The sequence below is a fragment of the Methylobacterium endophyticum genome (assembly GCF_050591105.1).
Lineage (GTDB): Bacteria > Pseudomonadota > Alphaproteobacteria > Rhizobiales > Beijerinckiaceae > Methylobacterium.
Window position 1 is genome coordinate 1 of sequence record NZ_JBNHES010000058.1, and the last position, 516, is coordinate 516.

General features: G+C 69.4%; 1 pseudogene. It reads right to left on the minus strand.

The window, feature by feature from the left end:
• Positions 1 to 267: 267 nt before the first annotated feature.
• A pseudogene (locus tag ACP56T_RS21905) lies at positions 268 to 516 on the minus strand (methyl-accepting chemotaxis protein); the annotation flags it as partial.

A 516-nucleotide genomic window follows, 5' to 3' on the forward strand; every position in this document is an offset into this window, starting at 1 on the left:
TTCACGCAGGATGACGAGCAGATCCTCGACCACAGCCATGCCCCTCACAGAGAAAAGCTTGGTCAGAATCGATCAAACTCAAAAACGCAACGCCCACGATACTCATATGCGATTCCCCTGCCCCACTGCGGGGGAGGGTGGCCCTCGCGTCAGCGAGGGTCGGGTGAGGGAAGCGACCTCTCCGGATATGTCGCTCCCCTCACCCGACCCGCTTCGCGGGCCACCCTCTCCCGCGGAGGGGAGAGGGGGCGCGTGTTACCGACCGCTTCAAGCGGCGCGGACGGTTGCGAGGAAGCGGGCGACCTCGGCGCGCAGGTGGTCGGACTGGCGGGAGAGCTCGGAGGCGGAGGTGAGGACCTGGGCGGCGGCGGCCCCGGTCTCGTCGGCGGCACCGGCGACGCCGGCGATGTTGGCCGTGACCTCTCCGGTGCCCATGGCGGCCTGCGAGACGTTGCGCACGATCTCCTGGGTGGCCGCGCCCTGCTCCTCGACGGCGGCCGAGAGGGAGGTGGCGAC